Annotated in this window: 13 protein-coding genes; 2 read left to right on the forward strand and 11 right to left on the reverse strand. The window is 60.3% G+C overall.

The window, feature by feature from the left end; translation table 11 throughout:
- Nucleotide 1: 1 nt before the first annotated feature.
- From ACXAIC_RS11665 to ACXAIC_RS11690, 6 genes are all read right to left on the reverse strand, one after another.
- Nucleotides 2–1,585: a Re/Si-specific NAD(P)(+) transhydrogenase subunit alpha gene (locus ACXAIC_RS11665; RefSeq protein WP_475178415.1), complete on the reverse strand. Its 1,584-nt coding sequence runs from the start codon at nucleotides 1,583–1,585 to the stop codon at nucleotides 2–4.
- Between the two features lie 394 nt (nucleotides 1,586–1,979).
- Nucleotides 1,980–2,840: a glutathione-dependent disulfide-bond oxidoreductase gene (gene yghU, locus ACXAIC_RS11670; protein ID WP_475178420.1), complete on the reverse strand. Its 861-nt coding sequence runs from the start codon at nucleotides 2,838–2,840 to the stop codon at nucleotides 1,980–1,982.
- A gap of 348 nt (nucleotides 2,841–3,188) precedes the next feature.
- Nucleotides 3,189–3,617 (reverse strand): universal stress protein, encoded by a 429-nt coding sequence (locus ACXAIC_RS11675; RefSeq protein ID WP_475178425.1) that lies wholly within the window; start codon nucleotides 3,615–3,617, stop codon nucleotides 3,189–3,191.
- Nucleotides 3,618–3,631: 14 nt separating this feature from the next.
- The gene (locus ACXAIC_RS11680) at nucleotides 3,632–6,247 is read right to left on the reverse strand and encodes a TRAP transporter permease (RefSeq protein ID WP_475178432.1); all 2,616 of its coding nucleotides are present in this window, start codon (nucleotides 6,245–6,247) and stop codon (nucleotides 3,632–3,634) included.
- A 187-nt stretch (nucleotides 6,248–6,434) separates the two neighbouring features.
- Nucleotides 6,435–7,400, reverse strand: coding sequence for a TAXI family TRAP transporter solute-binding subunit (locus ACXAIC_RS11685; RefSeq protein WP_475178437.1), 966 nt, complete (start codon nucleotides 7,398–7,400; stop codon nucleotides 6,435–6,437).
- A 52-nt stretch (nucleotides 7,401–7,452) separates the two neighbouring features.
- Entirely contained in the window at nucleotides 7,453–8,322 is an 870-nt protein-coding gene (locus ACXAIC_RS11690) for a MurR/RpiR family transcriptional regulator (protein WP_475178440.1), read from the reverse strand.
- 90 nt (nucleotides 8,323–8,412) lie between these two features.
- On the opposite strand from ACXAIC_RS11690, the gene ACXAIC_RS11695 reads away from it, so the two are divergent.
- Nucleotides 8,413–10,812, forward strand: coding sequence for a GcvT family protein (locus ACXAIC_RS11695; RefSeq protein WP_475178443.1), 2,400 nt, complete (start codon nucleotides 8,413–8,415; stop codon nucleotides 10,810–10,812).
- Between the two features lie 68 nt (nucleotides 10,813–10,880).
- Here the strand turns inward: ACXAIC_RS11695 and ACXAIC_RS11700 are convergent, their stop codons facing one another.
- A complete protein-coding gene (locus tag ACXAIC_RS11700; RefSeq protein WP_475178446.1) occupies nucleotides 10,881–12,371 on the reverse strand; it encodes an NADP-dependent isocitrate dehydrogenase in 1,491 nt (496 codons plus the stop codon).
- 116 nt (nucleotides 12,372–12,487) lie between these two features.
- On the opposite strand from ACXAIC_RS11700, the gene ACXAIC_RS11705 reads away from it, so the two are divergent.
- Nucleotides 12,488–13,339 carry a LysR family transcriptional regulator gene (locus ACXAIC_RS11705; RefSeq protein WP_475178449.1) on the forward strand — a complete coding sequence of 284 codons (852 nt, stop codon included), beginning with the start codon at nucleotides 12,488–12,490 and terminating at the stop codon, nucleotides 13,337–13,339.
- Nucleotides 13,340–13,350: 11 nt separating this feature from the next.
- Here the strand turns inward: ACXAIC_RS11705 and egtD are convergent, their stop codons facing one another.
- The 4 genes from egtD to ACXAIC_RS11725 all read right to left on the reverse strand — a co-directional run bounded on the left by egtD (nucleotide 13,351) and on the right by ACXAIC_RS11725 (nucleotide 19,430).
- Complete coding sequence (egtD, locus tag ACXAIC_RS11710) at nucleotides 13,351–14,298, reverse strand: L-histidine N(alpha)-methyltransferase (protein WP_475178457.1); 948 nt, start codon at nucleotides 14,296–14,298, stop codon at nucleotides 13,351–13,353.
- The gene (gene egtB, locus ACXAIC_RS11715; protein ID WP_475178464.1) at nucleotides 14,295–15,560 is read right to left on the reverse strand and encodes an ergothioneine biosynthesis protein EgtB; all 1,266 of its coding nucleotides are present in this window, start codon (nucleotides 15,558–15,560) and stop codon (nucleotides 14,295–14,297) included. The genes egtD and egtB overlap by 4 nt, the downstream gene beginning before the upstream one ends.
- Before the next feature lie 1,014 nt (nucleotides 15,561–16,574).
- The gene (gene metG / locus ACXAIC_RS11720) at nucleotides 16,575–18,095 is read right to left on the reverse strand and encodes a methionine--tRNA ligase (protein WP_475178469.1); all 1,521 of its coding nucleotides are present in this window, start codon (nucleotides 18,093–18,095) and stop codon (nucleotides 16,575–16,577) included.
- A 345-nt stretch (nucleotides 18,096–18,440) separates the two neighbouring features.
- Nucleotides 18,441–19,430 carry a YeiH family protein gene (locus ACXAIC_RS11725; RefSeq protein WP_475178785.1) on the reverse strand — a complete coding sequence of 330 codons (990 nt, stop codon included), beginning with the start codon at nucleotides 19,428–19,430 and terminating at the stop codon, nucleotides 18,441–18,443.

Below are 19,430 nucleotides of genomic sequence, written 5' to 3' on the forward strand. Positions count from 1 at the left end.
CTTAGGATTTCTGGAACATGGCGAGCATGCGCCGTGTGACGAGGAAACCGCCGAAAATATTGATTCCGGCCATGAAAATCGACAGGCCTGCGAGCAGGATGATCAGGAACGAGCCTGACCCGACCTGCAGCAGGGCGCCGACAATGATGATCGACGAGATGGCGTTGGTGACCGCCATAAGAGGTGTGTGCAGGGAGTGGCTGACATTCCAGATGACCTGGAAGCCGACAAACACCGCCAGCACAAACACGATGAAATGCTGCAGGAAGCTGACCGGTGCGACCAGTCCCACCAGCAGCATCAGCAGCCCGCCAACGGCCAGCAGGGTGACCTGCTGTTTGGTCTGGGCCTTGAAGGCGTCCGCCTCCCGCTGCCGTTTTTCCTCCGGGGTCAGCTCCTTGGGCTTTTCCTTCGGCTTTGCGGCAATCGCCTGCACTTTGGGCGGCGGCGGCGGGAAGGTGATTTCGCCCTGATAGGTGACAGTTGCCCCGCGAATGACATCGTCTTCCATATTATGGACGAGCTTGCCGTCTTTGTCCGGGGTCAGATCCGTCATCATGTGCCGGATGTTGGTGGCGTAAAGGCTTGAGGATTGTGCGGCCATGCGCGAGGGGAAATCCGTGTAGCCGATGATGGTCACGCCGTTTCCGGTCACGACTTTCTTGTCCGCGACCGTACCTTCCACATTGCCGCCGCGCTCAGCCGCCAGATCGACGATCACCGAGCCCGGTTTCATGGACGCAACCATATCCTCCAGCCAGAGTTTCGGGGCCGGGCGGTTCGGGATCAGGGCCGTGGTGATGACAATGTCGATCTCTGGCGCCAGCTCGCGGAACTTGGCCAGTTGGGCTTCTCGGAACTCCGGTGACGATACGCTGGCATAGCCGCCCGTGGTGGCGCCATCCTGCTGGGCTTCTTCAAAATCCAGATAGACGAATTCGGCCCCCATGGATTCAACTTGTTCGGCCACTTCCGGACGCACGTCGAAGGCGTAGGTGATCGCCCCGAGCGACGTAGACGTGCCGATGGCGGCAAGCCCGGCAACCCCGGCGCCGACAACCAGAACCTTGGCTGGCGGCACCTTGCCGGCAGCGGTGATCTGCCCTGTGAAGAACCGGCCGAAATTGTTGCCCGCCTCGATCACGGCCCGGTATCCGGCGATATTGGCCATGGAGCTGAGCGCGTCCATCTTCTGGGCGCGGGAAATGCGGGGCACCATTTCCATGGCGATCACATTGGCGCCCTTGGCTCTGGCCTCTTCCAGCCCGGTTTCGTTTCCGCCCGGATTGAAGAAGGAAATCAGCGTCTTGCCGTCGGTCAGGTATCCCAGTTCCTTCTCGTCCGGCTGGCGTACCTTGGCGATGATATCGGCCTGTTTCCAGAGGCTTGGCGCTGTCTTGACGATTTCGGCCCCGGCCGCCTGATAAGCCTCGTCGGAGAAACCGGCTGCCTTTCCCGCGCCGCTTTGCACCAGGCAGCTATAGCCGAGCTTTTGCAGTTGCTTTGCCGATTCCGGGGTCATGGCGACACGCGCCTCACCGGAAAAAGCTTCCTTGGGTGTGCCTATCTTAAGGGCTTCTGACATATGTCGCTCCAAGATGGTGACCAGGACTTGGCCAAAGAAATCTGGTGCCGCAGGGTCCATCAGGGGAATGTGCCCGCATCGGTGGACCTTGTGGTTTCTCCGCATATAGAGACGAAAAATATACTTATGACAAGACGTGTTTTTGCGTGAAAAGGACGCCTGCATGCCGCTTGACCAAAACAAGCGCGTGATTTGATGGCTAGGCCAGAGAGGCTGGAAAACGCGAATTGAGGAAGTGTCAGTCTGAAAACTTGACTCCTTAGAAATCAAAGGGTCGTAATACTCGAGCTTTGCCCGGTATTAATATTTTTTTCTAACAAAAATAAATCAATTGGAATGAAGAGTGACTTGAAACGCGCAGGCGCCCGGCCCGCGGGAGCGAGCCGGGCGAGGGTTATTCGGCGGCCGGCTTCATCTCCAGATCCGCAGCGCTGTGGCGTTCCGGCACCTGATCGGCCTCATCGCCCCAAACCTTGTTGACCTTACGTCCCCGGATGACTGCTGGCCGGGCGTCGATTTTCTCGGCCCAGGCCTTCACGTTCTTATAGTCATCGACACTCAGGAACTCTGCTGCCTCATAAAGCCGGCCAAGCACAAGGCCGCCATACCAGGGGAAGATCGCAATGTCCGCGATCGTATAGTCGTCTCCGGCAATATAGGGCCGGTCAGAAAGAGCCTTTTCCAGAACATCCAGCTGGCGCTTGGTTTCCATAGCAAACCGGTTAATCGGATACTCGAACTTCTCAGGCGCATAGGCATAGAAATGGCCAAAACCGCCGCCAACATAAGGCGCAGAACCCATTTGCCAGAACAGCCAGTTCAAGGTCTCGGTACGGGCCGCCGGGCTGGCGGGCAGGAATGCCCCGAATTTTTCGGCCAGATAGAGCAGGATGGAGCCCGATTCGAACACCCGGGTCGGGGGTGAGGTGCTGTGATCGACCAGGGCCGGGATTTTTGAATTTGGATTGGCCTCCACAAAGCCGCTGGAAAACTGGTCGCCCTCGTTGATGCGGATCAGCCAGGCATCATATTCCGCCCCCGTATGGCCCAGCGCCAGCAGCTCTTCCAGCATAACAGTGGCTTTGACGCCGTTGGGCGTTGCCAGGGAATAGAGCTGCAAGGGGTGCGCACCGACCGGCCGATCCTTGTCGTGGGTGGCCCCGGAGACCGGGCGGTTGATATTGGCAAATTGGCCGCCACTGGCCTGTTGCCAGGTCCAGACTTTTGGAGGCGTGTAGGAGGAAGTCTCGCTCATGGAAAGGGTCTCCGGATCGGATCAGACTGAAAAGACTGCGATTCTTCCGGGTCAATCCGGCAATTCATCGCATTCTTGCGATTAAATAGGATGGCTTGCAGGATTTGCCTAGGTCTTGTGGCCGAAAAGCCGGTTCGGTGCCACGGCAGCGAAGGGGCGCCGGAGGGCCGTCCCAGTCCCGTCTCCTCGTCATCCTGAGCGGAAGTTCGTCTCATTTTCCAGCGCGTTCAGAACGACCTTCAGATTCATGGGTTTGACTAGAAGGCTTTTGTTACTATTGAGGTTTTCTGGATTTAAGGACGCAACGGCGCGGGCTGCGCAAATCAGGCGTATGTCAATTTCACCACACTAGTCGCGTACGATATAGATCGAGCATTTGGAATGCCGGGCCACCCGGGCCGCATTCGGACCCAGCAGATAGTCGCTGAGTTCCGGCCGGTGGGCGCCCATCACAATCAGGTCAATCGAGAGACGCGCAGCCATTGCCAGAATTTCCTCATAGACAGTGCCGTGGCTGACGATGTGGCGGGCCTTCACGTCCGGTCCGAGCGCGTCGCGGACTTGGGCGTGAAGGGTTTTGTCAGCTTCCTTCAGCATGTTTTCTTCCGCGTCATCCTTGAACCAGGTGGCCACCCAGGCGCCGCCAAGGGGCGGCAGAACCGTCATGACGTTCAAGGTGCCGCCGTCCAGATCCACAAAGCGCTTGGCTTCGTGCAGGATATGGGTCAGGTCTTGGGGGTGGGCCAGATCGACCGCGGCCAGGACATTCTTCTTCATGATAAGGGCTCCCTTCAGGCTGCGGTTGAGACGGGACCGGTTTCGCCGGCATGGGCGATGGCATGGCGCCTGCGCTGCAGAAGCACAATGATCCCGAGCACAAGCAGGGCCGGAATATAGAAGATCTCCTTTGGCGGCCGGACCGCAGGGACCTCCAGTTCCTTGACTTCCCAATCAAAATCGATCCCAAGTTTCTGGGCGGGTGCGCCGAATTCCAGCTGGTCGACAAACAAGGCACCGTCTTCGTCGCGCAAGGTCAGGCCGAGATTTTCGAAAAGCCTGTCTTTGCCGTCGGCTCCTTTCGTGCCGAGCGGCAACAGGTACTTGGCATCTACGGGATCGCCTTCAATGTTCACCCCTGTAAAACGGGCTTGCAACAACGCGTCATCCGGCGCGTCCTGAGCCATCTGGTAGATGTCGGCAGCTGGCCGGGTTTCAAATTCAGGGGCGACCATATTCAGGAAAAAGCCCGGCCGGAACAGGGTGAAGGCAACCAGAAGCAGGACCGCACTTTCCCAAAGGCGCGACTTGACGATGAAATAGTTCATTGTCCCGGCGGCGAATAACAGCATGGCGATCAGGGCAACGAGAAACACAAACACCGCCTGCACAGGGCCCACATCAATCAGGAGCAGGTCCGTGTTGAAGATGAAGAGGAAGGGCAAAAGCGCGGTGCGGATGGAATAGAAGAAGGCCTGAAAACCGGTCTTCAGGGGATCGCCCTTCGAGATGGCGGCTGCCGCGAAACTCGCCAGGCCGACCGGTGGGGTCACATCGGCCATGATCCCGAAATAGAAGACGAACATGTGAACCGCGACCAGCGGCACGATCAGTCCGGACTGGGCGCCCAGCTCGACCACCACACCGGCCATGAGCGAGGAGACGACGATATAGTTGGCCGTTGTCGGCAGGCCCATGCCCAGGATGATGGAGATCAGGGCCACAAAGAACAGCATGGCCAGCAGGTTGCCGCCGGATAGATATTCGACAAATTCAGCCATGACCTGGCCGATACCGGTCAGGGTCACAGCGCCGACGATGATCCCGGCAACCCCCATGGCAGCAGCCAGTCCGATCATGTTTCTGGCGCCGACCACCAGGCCTTCTTCGAGGTTCTTCCAGCCTGCAGCCACATTTGCCAGATAGGCGCTTTCGCCCCGGAAGAACGCTTTGAGCGGGGCCAGCGTCAGCAGGATGACCATCATCAGGACCGCGGACCAGAAGGCGGACAGACCCGGCGACTTGCGTTCGATCATCAGCAGATACATGAGCATCAGAACGGGCAGCAGGTAGTGAATACCGGTTTTGAAAATCGTGCCCACTGGCGGCAGATCGTCCATGGAGTCCAGGTCTGTCTTGAGATCTGGAACCTTGGACGCGTACCAGACGGCCGCAAGATAGGCGAGCACAAGCAAACAAATCAGAATGGGGGTTGAGGCTGCGCCAAACGCGGCTTTGCTGAGACCGACCAGGAAGCCGAGCGAGAACAGAATGCCGCCGCCGATGGCAATGGCAAGGACGATGATGCCGACTGCGGCCAGAAGGAATTTCGCGTTGTTCATCTGCAACGTGCCGCGCATGCCGCTTTTCAGCGCTTCCAGATGCACGATGTAAACGAGTGCGATGTAGGAGATGGCCGCCGGAATGATTGCCGTTTTGATCACTTCGACATAAGGAATGCCGACATATTCGATCATCAGGAAGGCGACAGCACCCATCACCGGCGGCGTGAGCACTCCATTGATTGAAGAGGACACTTCAATGGCGCCGGCCTTTGTAGGCGAGAACCCGACTTTTTTCATGAGCGGGATCGTGAAATTGCCGGTCGTGACGACATTCGCGATGGAGGACCCGGAAATCAGGCCGGTTGCTGCCGAGGCAATCACGGCCGCTTTTGCGGGCCCGCCGGTCAGGTGCCCAACAGAGGCAAAAGCAAGCTGCAGGAAGTAGTTGCCCGCACCGGCCTGATTGAGCAGCGCGCCAAAAAGCACGAACAGGAACACGAAACCGGAAGACACCCCGAGCGCGACACCGTAGACGCCTTCGGTGGTCAGCATGAGGTGGCTCATAGCCTTTTCAAAGGACGCGCCCTTCCAGCGCACAACATCGGGCAGCCCGTCCCAGGAGCCGAAAAAGACATAGGCCATGAAGAACAGGGCGACGCCCATCAACGGGAAGCCGAGGGAGCGGCGGGCAGCTTCCAGCAGCAGAACGAGACCGGTCCCGGCCATAACAAGATCCATGGTGCTTGGCACGCCGGTTCTGTTGGCAACGCCCCTGTAGTCCCACCAAAGATAGGAACACGCGACCGCGCCGATGATCGCCACCAGCCAGGTCAGCTTTGGAATGTAATGGCGGGGACTGCTCTTGAAGGCCGGAAAGGCCAGAAACGCCAGGAAGACGGCAAATCCCAGATGAATGGCGCGGGTTTGCGTGTCATTGAGAACGCCGATGCCGACGAGATAGGGCAGGGGCGAGGCAATCCACAGCTGATAGACCGACCAGAACAGGGGCACGATCCACAGAACGTTTCTGGAAAAACTGTCTTTGGGGGCCCGGGCGCCGGTGTCGGCCTCCGCTATGATGTCATCAAGGTCGTTTGATGCTGTGTCTGCCGATGTGCCGGTCATCTGGTCCCCAACCCGCTGCAAGTCAGTTTGTATCAAAATCGGCGCGTGCGCCTTCCTCTTGGAGGGCCAGGGGAAGGGCTTTCGAAAGGCAGTCATCCCGAAAAAAGGGGCAGGACCTGAAAGCTACGCGCCAGAACGCCTGGAAACAAAAAAGCAGCCCGGAAGGCCGGGCTGCTTCCTGGGCCGGTTACATCCAGCCCTTTTCCTTGTAGTACTTCACCGCACCGGGATGCAGATCGGCGGTCAAGCCGTCCTTAATCATTTCTTCCGGCGTCAGGCGGGCAAAGGCCGGGTGCAGTTTTTTGAACGTATCGAAGTTTTCAAAGACTGCGGAGACCAAGGCATACACCACATCGTCGGAGGTCTTGGCCGAGGTCACGATGGTGGCCTTGGGGCCCCAGGACGGGATGTCGTCGGGGTTGCCGGGATACATGCCGCCCGGAATAATCGCAGCCGCATAGGCTGAATTGTCGGCCAGCAGCTTTTCGATCGGTGCGCCGGACAGCGGCACGATCTTGATGTCGCAGGTTGACGTGGCTTCCTGGGACGAGCCGTTCGGCAGGCCGGCGGCCCAGATGGCCGCGTCCAGCTTGCCGTCGCACAGGGCGGCGGCCTGTTCGGAGGACTTCAGCTCAGCGGCGAGGGTAAAGTCGTCGGCGCTCAGGCCGGTATATTTCATAAGCGTTTCGGCAAGAACGCGCGTGCCGGAGCCCGGGTTGCCGATATTCACCTTCTTGCCCTTGAGATCGGCCGGGGAGCTGATATTGGCGTCAGCGCGGGCCATCACATGCATGGGCTCAGGGTGGACGGAAAACACGGCGCGCAGGTCTTCAAAAGGACCATCATCGGCAAAGGCGCCGGTGCCGTTCAAGGACGCGGACTGAACGTCAGACTGCACGACGCCGAAATCCAGCTCTCCCTGGCGGATGGTGCGGCTGTTATAGACCGACCCGCCGGTGGATTCCACCGAACAGCGGATGCCATGGTCTTTGCGGCCCTTGTTGACAAGACGGCAAATTGCTCCTCCGGTCGGGTAATAGACGCCGGTGACCCCGCCCGTGCCGATCGTGATGAATTCTTCAGCGGAGGCAGCGCCGGTGAAGGCGAAGCTGGCTGCCAGAACAGCGCCTGCAAGGTTTCGTTTCATCATCATAAGATTTGGCTTCCCTCTGTTAGACTTCTATGGTCCAGCGTGAACCACCACACTAGACATTTTCAAACTCATCGAGCAAGCGGTTCTGCCTGTCGACTTCCTCAATCCGATCTTCCGCTTCGGAACCTGACCGTGCCGCCAGCATCCCTGTAATCGTTTCGATCAGAACCAGCGTGGCCGCATAGGATGAAAAAAAGTGCGGACTTTCAGTGCGTTGTATGAAGTGAAAGTCTGCGAACCGCAACCCGGAAAAGGCATGACTGTCGGTCAAAACCCCGACTTTTGCACCTCTTCCTGCGGCCACTTCCGCTGCGCGGACAGACCGGTGAGCGTAGGGGTGTTTTGAAAGAATGAGAACCGTGTCGTCCGCCGTCAGGCCTGCCATGGCACTGCCGAGGGTCGTGCCGTTGCGCCCGGCGACGATCCAGCGTTCGTCAAACCAGTTGGCCAGATAGGCAAAGTAGTCGGCAAAGCCGGCCGAGGCGAGGGCGCCAATCAAAACGATATGCCTTGAGGCGGCCAGGCGGTCGACCAGTGCATCGAGAACCACCGGGTCGATGTCCTGAAGAAGCGCTTCGATATTGGCGGCACAGGCAGCCACCTGACGGGGCAGAAGGGGCTGGCTGGCGTCGTTGCGCAGGCGCCGGGCCTTGTCCTGAAAGCTGCCCCGGTCCCGGTTGCTGAGTTCAACACGGGCCTGTTCACGCAAGGCTTCATAGTCGGCAAAGCCAAGCGCGCGGGCGAGCCGGGTGTAACTGGCCGGAGACACGCCGCTGGCACTGGCGACCGATCTGAGGCTGCGTGTGGCAATGTCGATCTGGTTCTCCACGATATAGTCAGCGGCCACGCGCAAGGCGTCACTCAACTCCGCATAGCAGGCCGAAATGGCGGTCCGGATCTGGGGCGGCAAGGTGGTTTCCATAAGGCTAATGTTCCATTTGTTTTTTGTGTTGTCAAACTCTGAAACAAATGTTTCTTTGTTGACTCTGTGTCACTACATGGACTGGTTCCGATGTCATCTCCCTCCCTTCCAAAGCATGCCCCCGTCGTTGTTATCGGAGGCGGCATCATGGGCTGCTCAACCCTATATCACCTGGCGCAGATGGGGGTAACGGATGCCATCCTGCTGGAACGCAATCAACTGACCTCCGGGACCACCTGGCACTCGGCCGCGCAGGTCCGCGCCTTGCGTCACTCCCGCAATCTGACCCGCATGATCCAGTATTCCGTTGAGCTTTACAGCCGGTTGGAGGAGGAAACCGGGCAGGCCTCCGGCTGGATCCAGAAAGGGTCCCTGTCGATTGCAACCACTGAAAACCGGCTGATCCATATCCGGCGCCAGGAAGCGCTCGCCCGGGCATACGGAGTGGCAGCCTCCTCCATCAGCGCTGGCGAAGCCAAGGAGCGCTGGCCTCTGATGCGGGCCGATGATGTGCTGGGGGCGGTCTGGTCCCCCGATGACGGCCGGGTCAGCCCGTCCGACGTTTGCGCGGCGCTCGTCAAGGGTGCCAGGGCGCGCGGGGCGCGGTTGTTTGAGAACACCGGGGTGACCGGCATCCTCACGGAAAACGGCCGGGTGAGGGGCGTTGAAACCCCGCATGGTACAGTCATGTGCGACGCCATTGCCCTGTGTACGGGGCTTTGGTCGCGGGAGGCCGGGGCCTTGGCGGGAGCGGCCGTGCCGCTGGTGGCCTGCGAGCATTTCTACCTCCTGACCAAGCCGGTCGGCGGTATTTCCGGTAACATGCCGACCTTGAGCGACCATGACGGCCATCTCTACATCCGGGACGACAGCGGCGGCTTGCTTGTCGGCTGTTTCGAGCCGATGGGAAAGCCGATTGCGCCCGGCGTGCTGGGGGACAGCTTTGCCTTCGGGCTGCTGCCGGAAGACTGGGATCATTTCGAGCCGATGATGCTGAACGCGCTGCACCGGCTTCCGGCCCTGGAAACGGCGGAGGTGAAGATGCTGCTGAACGGTCCGGAAAGCTTCACGCCCGATGGTACGTTCATGCTGGGGGAGACAGCGGAAACCCGAGGGCTGTTTCTGGGCTGCGGCATGAACTCCGTCGGCATTGCGGCGGGCGGGGGCGCGGGCATGAACCTTGCGCACACGATCCTTCACGGGGCGCCCGCCTATGATTTGTCCGAGGCGGACGCCAAACGGTTTGCGCCTGTTTTCAACTCCGTAGACCATCTGATGGCGCGGGCGCCGGAAGTCCTCGGCACCCATTACGAGATCGCCTTTCCAGGCAAACAGTTCCGAACAGCCCGCTTCCTGCGGTCCTTGCCCCTGGAGGATGAGTACCGGGCGGCCAAGGCCCATTTCGGCCAGATCTATGGCTGGGAACGGCCACTTTATTTCGGCAAGCAGCACGAGCCGGTGCTGACCTTCTCCCGTCCGGACTGGTTTGACAATGTCGGCGCGGAAGTGCGGGCCGCGCACGAAGCGGCTGCGGTCTTCGATGCTTCGTCCTTTGGCAAGATCGAGGTTGAGGGGCCGGATGCGGAGGCCTTTTTGCTGAAAGCCTGTGCGGGATATGTGGGCCGGGCACCGGGATCTGTGATCTATAGCGCTGTCCTGAACGCGCGGGGCACCTATCAAAGTGATTTGACACTCCAGCGTCTGTCACCGGACCACTACCGGATTTTCACGGGAACAGCCGCGATCCGGAAAGATCTTGCCTGGCTCTCCCGGCTGGCGGACGGATATGACGTGCGCTTGAGCGACAGCACCGGGGAGTATGCGGTTCTCGCCCTGATGGGGCCTGACAGCGCCCGGATCGCCGCGCAGGCCGGGGCGCCGGACCTCAACGCCATCGGCTATTTCAAACACGCAGAAGCACAGATTGCAGGCTGCCATGTCCGGGCGGCGCGGCTGTCCTATGTCGGGGAGCCGGGGTGGGAAATCACCTGCCGCGCTGACACCGCACGAGCCGTCTACCGGGCGTTTGTGGAGGCCGGAGCCCGTCCGGCCGGACTGTTCGCGCAGACTTCCATGAGGATCGAAAAGGGGTTCTGCGCCATGGGCCATGAGCTTGACAGCGACGTGACGCCGGTGGAGGCCGGACTGGCTGCCATGACCCGCACGTCCGGGGGCTTTATTGGCGCTGAGGCACTGGCGGCCCAGCGGACTGACGGCATCCAGCCGAAGATTATGTCTCTAAGATTTGACAAAGACGCAGCCGTTCCACTCGGCCACGAGCCTGTGCTATTAAACGGTCAGATCATCGGTCAGACCACAAGCTGTGCCTATGGCTACCGGACCGGCCGGCCCGTGGCCCTGGCCCATGTCGAACAGCCCCTGGCAACCGGTACCCGGCTTCAGGTGGATCTTGCCGGATGTCTGGAAAAGGCCGTTGCCACCAATGGTCCGCTCTTCGACCCGGACGGGCACCGGATGCGGAGGAGTTGAGGTCAGGCGAACATCCCGGCGGGACACCCGCCGGGATGTTTATAGGGAGGCTTGAAGGCGCCCGGGGGCTACTGGCCCTGGCCGAGCGAATACCCGGCCGCCCCGTCGAAAGTGTAAAGGTTCTCGGTCTTGATGACATCAAGACCCGCCTCGGCCAGCACCAGCATCAAGCCGGCGATCTGTGCGGGCTCGAGACCGGCGCCCTTTGGGCCGGTGAACCGGCAGCGCCAATGGTCCGTGGTAAAGGTCTCCGGCAATCCTGCTGGCCAGACCTTGACGCCCCGGTTCGTGATCATGTTGAGATCAACGTTCAGATCATGAGTGTGAGCGGTCAAATAACCGGCGAGCTCGTCCGCTGTGCCGCCCCGTGCATGGACGAACACATCCACCCCCACAAGCTGTTTGACGGCCGGTTCAGACCGTGTCGCCGGGGCGGGGTGAAGAGGGGTCTGATGGGCCTGAGCGCGCACCGGAGGCAGCCGTTTGGGCAGCGCGCCCATGTTGCGGATCAGCGCATCCGCGAAACCCTCCGTGCCCACCTTGCTCCGGCTATGGGCCGGGTTGAAGATATCAGCCGTGTGAATACCGTCCTCAATCGTTTTCAGCCAGGCATTGTTGAGCCTGCAGGCAGCGTCCGTCTGGCCGAGATGGGCCAGCATCTGCACCCCGGCCAGAATGAGGCCGGAGGGGTTGGCCACGCCTTGTCCGGCAAGAGCGGGGGCTGATCCGTGAATGGCCTCGAACATGGCAAATGTGCTGCCAATATTCGCCGAGGGGCCGATCCCGACAGATCCGCTGATTTCTGCGGCAATGTCCGAGATGATGTCGCCATAAAGATTGGTCGTGACGATCACGTCGAACAGTTCTGGGGCCGCGGCCAGCTTGGCTGCACCGATATCGATGATCCAGTGATCGGCTTCGATGTCCGGGTACTCGGCCGAGATCTCGTCAAAGACCTTGTGAAACAGACCATCGGTCAGCTTCATGATGTTGTCCTTGGAAAAGCACGACACCTTTTTGCGGCCCTGCTGGCGCGCATAGTCAAAGGCAAACCGGATAATCCTCTCCGTGCCCGGACGCGAGACAAGTTTCAGGCACTGATAGACCTCATCTGTCTGGCGGTGCTCGATCCCGGCATAAAGATCTTCCTCGTTCTCCCGGAAAATCACCACATTCATGCCGGGGTGATGGGAGGCGATAAAGGGTGTCAGGGCCGCGCAGGGCCGGATATTGGCAAAGAGCCCGAGCGACTTGCGCAGCGTGACATTCAAGGACTTGAAGCCGCCGCCCTGAGGAGTTGTGATTGGCCCCTTGAACAGGGCTTTGCTGGCCCTGAGGGTCTGCCAGGTGTCCGGGGCAATGCCCGAAGAGTGCCCGGACCTGTAAACCGATTCGCCCAGGACGATTTCCTCAAGCTTCAGGCGCGCTCCGGAGGCTGTCAGGCAGCGCAAGGCGGCGTCCATGATTTCCGGGCCGATCCCATCGCCAAAAGCGATGGCGACCTTGGGGGCATCATGGGCCGTTGCAGACTGGGTGAGCGGGTGGCTGTGGACGTTCATTCGTGTCTCCCTGGACCGGTTCGAGTGCGTGCGGGACACGTGTAGAGAGGTTCGCGTGATTGTAAAAATTTATAATTTGGTATTTTATCATTGAAAAAACTCATGCATGGATGGTCATGGATACAATCGATCCGGCGTTGCTGAAGGCTTTTGTTCTGACGAGCCGGACAGGCAGCTTCACAAAGGCAGGGGAGGCGCTCTTCCGGAGCCAGTCGGCGATTTCGCTGCAAATACGGAAGCTTGAGGAGATCCTGGGAGAGCGGCTCCTGCGCCGGAGTGCGCGGCGGGTGGTTCTGACCCCGGCAGGAGACCGGTTTCTGACCTATGCCGAACAGATCCTTACCTTGAATGAGGAAGCGTTGTCCGCATTCCGGGGGCAGGAAGTAACCGGGCAGGTGCGCCTCGGCACGCCGGAGGATATTGCAACAACCTATCTTCCCCAGGCGCTGGCCGATTTCGCTGCTGCCTATCGGAAGGTCAGTCTGGAGGTCACCTGTGATCTGACCCTGAACCTTCTGGAGAAGTTCCGGAACGGGGTTCTGGATGTGGTGCTTTTAAAACGGGAACCGGCGGCAGCAATCGGCGGGCAGCGGGTTTGGGCGGAGCCTCTTTTGTGGGTAGCCGCCGATGAAAATCTGTTATCTCCGGCGTCCGGTGTGCCGCTGGCCGTCAGTCCCGAGCCCTGTGTCTACCGCAAACGGGCCTTCGAGGCCCTGCGGCGCAGCGGGCACGAGCCCCGGGCCGCCTATGTGTGCGGATCGCTTGCCGGAACCCTGGCGGCTGTGCGGGCTGGCTTGGGGATCGCGGTTCTGCCAGGCCATATGGCTCCGGACGACCTGATCACCGACAATGGCGAGCGGATGCCCTATCTGGAAGATACGGAGATCGTGCTGGCCACCGCGTCAGATGCGGGCCAGGCGGCGCGGCGTCTGGCCAATGTGCTGGAGGGAGCGTTCGAAACCGGATGAACGCGGCGGGCTCACACCGCTTGCAGCGTATAGAGTGAGAACCAGTCCCGCTCATCAGCCTCCCGGCCAGTGATACGCCAGCCAGCGGATGTGGTGATCCTGGCAAAAGCATTCTCGTCATATTTGTGCGAGTTCTCCGTATGGATGGTTTCGCCCGCAGCAAACGGGATCTCTTGCCCCGCGAGCGTGACTGTCTGGTCCCTCAGGCTCTCCAGATGCATCTCAATGCGGCTCTCGTTCCGGTTCCACAGGGCCCGGTGTGCAAAGGCTTTCAGATTGAAATCGGCCCCAAGGTCCCGGTTGAGACGCTGCAAGAGATTCAGGTTGAAGGCGGCGGTCACACCGGCCGGATCGTCATAGGCGGTGACCAGAACCGTTTCATCCTTGGGGCGGTCGACGCCGACAATCAGGGTGGCGCCGGGCAGGGCGGAGTGGATGTTTTTGAGGAGCGCAACAGCGTCCGGCACTTCGAAATTGCCGATGGTCGACCCGGGAAAAAACACCAGAACAGGCAGATCCTCCGGTACAGGCAGGCCGGTGAGCGGCTGGGTAAAGTCGGCGGTGACCGGAGCCACCGCAAGGGAGGGGTAAGACCGGCGCATGCGCTCGGCCGCCTCCGCGAGGTGACTGGCCGAGATATCGACCGGCATGTAAAGCTTCAGATCGGGAAAGGCGTCCAGCAACAGACCCGTCTTGCGGCTGGAGCCGCTGCCGAGTTCCACCAAAGCGCCCTTTGCTCCGGGAAGGCGGGCAAAGCTGGCCGCCTTCCGGCGCAAAATGCTGATCTCCGTGCGGGTCGGATAATAGGCATCGAGCGCGGTGATCGCATCGAACAGATGGGAGCCGACCGCGTCATAAAGCCATTTGCTCGACAGGGTCTTTTGCGGCCCAGTGAGGCCCTTGAGGGCTTCGGAACGGAAGACGGGATCGATGCTGGAGGGGGGGACATGTTTGGTCATTGATCGGCTGCCAGTCTCAGCCCAAGCATCTGCCAGCGCTGGTTTGGATAAAAGAAGGTTCGATAAGAAGCACGCATCTGGAGCCTGGGGGTTGCACAGGACCCGCCGCGAAGAACCATCTGGTTCACCATGAATTTGCCGTTGTACTCACCGATCGCGCCTTCCGGCGGCCGGAAGCCCGGATAGGGCGAAAACGCACTGCTGGTCCACTGCCAGACATCCCCCCACAATCCGGCCTCACGGCCAAGCGGCATGAAGGCGCCGCTTTCCAGAAAGGTTCCGGCAATGTCAGTGTGCTGGGCCGCGGCTTCCCATTCCGCCTCGGTCGGAAGCCGGTGTCCCGCCCACCTGGCAAAGGCGTCGGCTTCATAGTAGCTGACGTGAACAACGGGAGCCGAGAGATCGACGGGACGTGGTCCCTGGAGCGTAAAGGTCCACCACTGGCCGTCCTGTCGCCACCAGTAAAGCGGCGTGTCCCAGCCGTTTTGCTCCCTGACCGCCCAGCCTTCCATCAGCCAAAGCGTCTGGTTGTCATAGCCGCCATCTTCCATGAAGGCGATCCACTCGCCATTGGTCACCGGACGGTCCGCAAGCCTGAAAGGCTCCAGCCAGACCTTGTGCCGTGGGCCTTCGCAGTCATAAGCGAACCCGTTGCCGTCATGTCCGATTTCAAGAAGGCCGCCTTCGTGGCGCGTCCAGCTCTGGTCCGGAGCCTCCCGGACGGCTTCCGGCTGGGACGGCGTGTAGGCGGGCAGGAGAGGGTTGTGGGATAGGGCGTGCAGGAGATCCGTAATCAGAAGCTCCTGATGCTGCATCTCGTGGTGACACCCGAGCGTGATCAGTGCGTCCAGCTGAGCCTGATCCAGCGCGAACTTGTCGTAGATCATTCCTTCGCGCAGCGCGTCTTCCACATGGGCCCTGTAGGAGGTGACCTCCGTCACGCTCGGGCGGGACAGAAGTCCACGCTTGGACCGGGTGTGACGCGGGCCTGCCTGGACATAGTAGGAGTTGAACAAAATGGCGAAGCGCTCGTCCCGGGGCTTGTAACCGGGCAGATGGGGCTTGAGGATGAATTCCTCGAAAAACCAGGTTGTATGGGCCAGATGCCATTTGGGCGGACTGGCATCTTCCATGGATTGCAGCCCCATGTCTTCGTCGCTCAAGGGCGCGGTCAGTTTCTCCGTCTGCGTGCGTGTGGCAAAGAAAAGGTCCAGGGGATCTGCGGCACAGGCTAGGCCGCTTTGCTCGTCCAGATGGGTCATGTCTGTCCTTCCGCGTGGCATACGGCGCAGAATGTTCTGCCCGCTCCGTCAAGTTGCTTAAGGCCGCCTGAAGGTAAGAGATGGAGCCGGGATTTAAACGGCGGGAATTGCACCGCGGCGGTGCACAAATGCACCGCCGCCCACGAAAATCTCAAATTGGTGATTAAATTAAACAAAAGTTTGATTCTCATCATATTTCGCTCTTTGTGGGCAGAAGTAAGCAGATCTTTGATTTTGATCGTGAATTTTGGCTGGACGGAGACGAGGCGATGGGCCGGGTCGAGGCTGTTTTACATCTGCCTTCCTGACAGCTGCCTGTCAGGAATGTGTGGCCGGCCAGTCAAAAAGATGTGAGGGGATGAGATTGCCCGCGTTGGGCCTATCGGGTGTTGCGCCACGGAGCTTGCTGGGCGAGGGTCTCATACCAACCTCAATAGCTAGGAACCGATCTGACCGTGTTTGGGGACTGTTCGGCAAGAAGCAGGTTTCAGGGCGATATGGTTTATCGTTCAAAACCTGGGACGCAGCTGAACAGTCCTCAAACACGGCCTCGGTGGCCTGCTCCGGCCCGCCGGACTGCGTTGCGCCGCTTGAACGGCCAACCAGGCCGTCCTGCGCAACGCGCCTTGCCGGCCAATCCGGATCAGCGCCATCAGATGGGTTTCTATCTATTCAGGTTGGTATTATCAGGTGTGACGTGCAAGATTTCGCGCTCTTCAGCCTGCGCCGGGGCTTGACCCCATCTCGCGCGCTTGTCGGTCCTGCGAAGGCAGGCTTCCAGTCGCCGCCCAACTGCATATGATCCGCAGCCAATGCGGCGTACCGGGGTCCGGCTCTCCGTTGCGCTGCGGCCGGGATGATGAAAGGGAAACGGCATGGCCGGAGCGGGCAGCTCGACAAGGCATCCTGCGGCGGGGCGCAAGGCCTGCCCCAAATAGACCATCATCAATTGCGCTTGGTGTAACGCTCTGCGCGCGCATCTCATGGCTTCTTTTGGCCGTCAAACGCGCCCGGTTACTGGACCCGGGGGAAGAGGTTTTCAATCTCGCCAAGCGCCTGGCCGCCTTCAAGGCGGTCCAGTTCCGGGCCCCACGGAGAGGCCACGACAGGTGCGTTCAGCATGGTGAGCGCCCGGTCTGCGGAGCCGGGAATGACCTGCTGCAGTGCCTCCATGATCACGCGCAGACAATCGAGGGTCACGTAGATCACCGTCTGGCAGCGCTCTCGGGTGTCTTCGCTCTTGAACAGCGTCCACGGCGCCTGCTTGTCGATGTACTCATTCATCTCTTCCGCGAGCGTCACGATGGCCTGGCTATGCGCCGGAATGTCCTGAAGGTCGATCCAGCGGCTGAAGCCGGAGGTCGCCTCGACGACTGACTTGCGCAAGGCCTCGTCCTCCGCGCTCAGTGGTCCGGGCGCCGGAACCTTGCCGCCGAAATTCTTGTTGGAGAACTTGGCGACCCGCGACAGCAGGTTACCGATCTTGTTGCCCAGCTCGCTGTTATAGGTCTGGGTGATCAGCTCGACCGAAATCTGGCTGTCGCTGTCCGCGCGCATGTGGCGGGCCAGATACCAGCGCAGGGCATCCACGCCGAGCTTGTCCATGACCTCGATCGGATCGACCACATTGCCGATGGATTTCGACATTTTCACCCCGCCGGCCCCGACCCAGTGGCTGTGTACGGAGAGCTTTTTCGGCAGAGGCAGTCCGGCAGCCATCAGCATCAGGGGCCAGTAGACCCCGTGCGGCTTCAAGATGTCCTTGCCGATCATATGTTCACAGGCGGCCCACCAGTCCTGATAGCCGTCGTCTGGCCAGCCGATATTGGTCAGGTAGTTGGCGAGTGCATCGAACCACACATAGGTGACGAATTCGGGATCAAACGGCAGGTCCACCCCGAGGGTCACGCGGGATTTCGGCCGGGAGATGCACAGATCGTCCAGCGGTTCGGCGAGCATTTTTGTCAGCTCGTTGCGGAAGGGCTCGGGCTGCACGAAATCCGGGTTTGCCGCGATATGATCCAGAAGCTGCTGCCGGAACGGTTCCATTTGCAGGAAGTAGTTGGTCTCGTCCGTCTGCTCCACCTTCATGGTCGGATGCAGCGGGCATTGCCCGTCCTCGGTGAGGTCGCTCTCTTTCTTGAACTCCTCACAGCCCTTGCAATAGATGCCGGTATATTGCTTCTTGACGATCAGGCCCTTGTCGAAGATACGTTGCTCCAGCTCCGCGACGGCCGTCTTGTGGCCCTCCCGGCTGGTGCGCACGAAATAATCGAATTCGACGCCAAGCTGTTCAAACACATCCCGGAATTCCTTGCAGCGCATGTCGAGATAGTCCCCGACCGGCATGCCGAGATCCGCCGCAGCTTCCTGATTCTTCTGGCCATGCTCGTCCACGCCGGTGGACAGCATCATCTCATACCCCATTGCCTGCCGGTTGCGCTTCAGGATATCAGCCATGATCGATGTGAACGCGTGGCCAATATGCGGAGAACCGTTGACGTAGTAGATCGGGGTTGTGATGTAGCTTTTCATCCGAACGCTTTCGATAAAGTGGCTGCCAGGGCAGGAGGCCGTCAGGCTGTGGCCACAGGCTCGCTGGGGCGTCCCGCTCCAGGGACCGCCGCTATATTTCATACTCAAGGGATCAAGAAAAGCCCCGCTTGGGGTTTCAGACCGAAAACCGCAGTTCGAAGCCTGTTTTGAGACCCTTAGGCAGTCCAGATCCTGTTGTCTCTGCCGGAGGCTGTTCTTTCCTATACGTCTTCTCAAAGGTGCCGTCCCGGACGCACTGCAGCGGAGATCCGGGCCCCCTGGACGGCCTGGATGTGGCCCCGGCGCACAGGCCGGGGCGCGCAGCGTGCCGGGCTTGCGGCCATCCTACCCGATCAACCAGATGCCGCCGAGGACGAAAAGCGCCAGGAATGCAGTCTGGGTGACCAGCATCCAGATGGCCGGGCCGCCGACATCCAGAAGTTTCGGGATTGAGGTTTTCATGCCGACGGCGGCAATGGCGGCCAGAAGCGCCCAGCGGGAAACGTGGCTGGCCAGATCCTTGACCGCCCCGGGGATGAGGCCAAAGGAATTGAGTCCCGCCAGGATCAAAAACGCCACAACAAAGCCGGGCATGATTGGCGGCCGGGCCGCGCCGGGCTCAGAGCTCTTGCGCAGGATCAGCGCGGCAACCAGCACAATCGGGGCCAGCATGGTTACCCGGATCAGCTTGACCAGGGTGGACAGGTCGCCGGTTTCCTCGGAGACGGAAAACCCGGCGCCGACCACCTGGGCGACATCGTGAATGGTCCCCCCCAGAAAAACGCCGGTCTGATCCGGCGTGAGACCGAGCGCGCCGGTCAGAATCGGATAGAAAATCATTGCCAGGGTGGACAGGACGGTCACGGTGATGACGGTGAAAGCCAGGTCCCGTTCCGCATGTTCGCGTTTGGGCAGGATCGAACCGATCGCCATGGCCGCCGACGCGCCGCAAATGGCAACCGCGCCGCCAGACAGGAAGGAAAACAGCCGATCCTTGCCGAACAGGCGGCCGATCAGAAGGGAAAAGCCGATTGTGGCGAGCACACCCAGCACCACCAGAAGCAGGAAGGGCAGGCCGAGGGACTGGACCATTTCAACGCTGATGCGCACGCCCAGAAGGGCCACCCCCACCCGAAGCAGCACCTTGGCGGAAAAGGCGATCCCCTCCGAAGTGCGGTGTTCCTCGGACAGGAAATTGAGCGGCATGCCAAGCAGGATCGCCATCAGCATGGACGGTGCGCCGTAGTGCTCATTGAGAAACTGTGCGGAAATGGCAACGAGCCCGGCAATGGCAATGCCGGGAAACAGCTGGCTGGCGCGGTCCTTCAAAGGCAT

The organism is Roseibium sp. AWQ4_254 (assembly GCF_056161025.1).

Coding starts and splice junctions, on each gene's coding strand:
- ACXAIC_RS11665 (WP_475178415.1), bottom strand. CDS start 1,585: ATGTCAGAAGCCCTTAAGATAGGCACACCCAAGGAAGCTTTTTCCGGT.
- yghU (WP_475178420.1), bottom strand. CDS start 2,840: ATGAGCGAGACTTCCTCCTACACGCCTCCAAAAGTCTGGACCTGGCAA.
- ACXAIC_RS11675 (WP_475178425.1), bottom strand. CDS start 3,617: ATGAAGAAGAATGTCCTGGCCGCGGTCGATCTGGCCCACCCCCAAGAC.
- ACXAIC_RS11680 (WP_475178432.1), bottom strand. CDS start 6,247: ATGACCGGCACATCGGCAGACACAGCATCAAACGACCTTGATGACATC.
- ACXAIC_RS11685 (WP_475178437.1), bottom strand. CDS start 7,400: ATGATGATGAAACGAAACCTTGCAGGCGCTGTTCTGGCAGCCAGCTTC.
- ACXAIC_RS11690 (WP_475178440.1), bottom strand. CDS start 8,322: ATGGAAACCACCTTGCCGCCCCAGATCCGGACCGCCATTTCGGCCTGC.
- ACXAIC_RS11695 (WP_475178443.1), top strand. CDS start 8,413: ATGTCATCTCCCTCCCTTCCAAAGCATGCCCCCGTCGTTGTTATCGGA.
- ACXAIC_RS11700 (WP_475178446.1), bottom strand. CDS start 12,371: ATGAACGTCCACAGCCACCCGCTCACCCAGTCTGCAACGGCCCATGAT.
- ACXAIC_RS11705 (WP_475178449.1), top strand. CDS start 12,488: ATGGATACAATCGATCCGGCGTTGCTGAAGGCTTTTGTTCTGACGAGC.
- egtD (WP_475178457.1), bottom strand. CDS start 14,298: ATGACCAAACATGTCCCCCCCTCCAGCATCGATCCCGTCTTCCGTTCC.
- egtB (WP_475178464.1), bottom strand. CDS start 15,560: ATGACCCATCTGGACGAGCAAAGCGGCCTAGCCTGTGCCGCAGATCCC.
- metG (WP_475178469.1), bottom strand. CDS start 18,095: ATGAAAAGCTACATCACAACCCCGATCTACTACGTCAACGGTTCTCCG.
- ACXAIC_RS11725 (WP_475178785.1), bottom strand. CDS start 19,430: ATGCCTTTGAAGGACCGCGCCAGCCAGCTGTTTCCCGGCATTGCCATT.